This is a genomic window from Blautia sp. MCC269, from assembly GCF_018785655.1.
Lineage (GTDB): Bacteria > Bacillota > Clostridia > Lachnospirales > Lachnospiraceae > Blautia_A.
This window is the reverse complement of the sequence record NZ_WQQE01000099.1, coordinates 1-418: the sequence shown is the minus strand read 5'-3', so window position 1 is coordinate 418 and position 418 is coordinate 1. Positions and strand designations below refer to the sequence as shown.

Below are 418 nucleotides of genomic sequence, written 5' to 3'. Positions count from 1 at the left end.
GTTTTTTTCATCTTCATACACCTTCATAGCTTCATCATAATCAAGATATAATGACCATAAAAGGGGCGTTACTTCCATTTCTTTCACAGTGATTTCATAACCTCCAAAATCACATTTCCGATTCACTTCCAGAGTTGTCGGAGGCTTTACTGCACCCAGAGTCCATTTAAAATCCCATGTTCCATCTGTAATAACAGTCGTATCATAATCTCCTTCCTCCGTAAGATTCTTTAATGTGATTTCTACTGTTTTATTACTCAGATCATAATCACCGTCATAAGATATACAGGCGTTAAAATATTTAAGATGTGTAGAATTTTGATCTGTTTTCAGTAACACATCCTGTCCTACCCCAGTATTGAAACTTCCAAATCTGTTATCGTCCACTGCATATACTTCTTTTCCATCGATCTTAAAA

The 418-nt window shown here is 35.4% G+C and carries 1 protein-coding gene; it reads right to left on the bottom strand.

Annotated features, from left to right (window positions below; all coding sequences use genetic code 11):
* On the bottom strand, nt 1–418 hold a 418-nt coding region (locus GPK88_RS17875), incomplete at both ends, for a hypothetical protein (protein WP_215708097.1).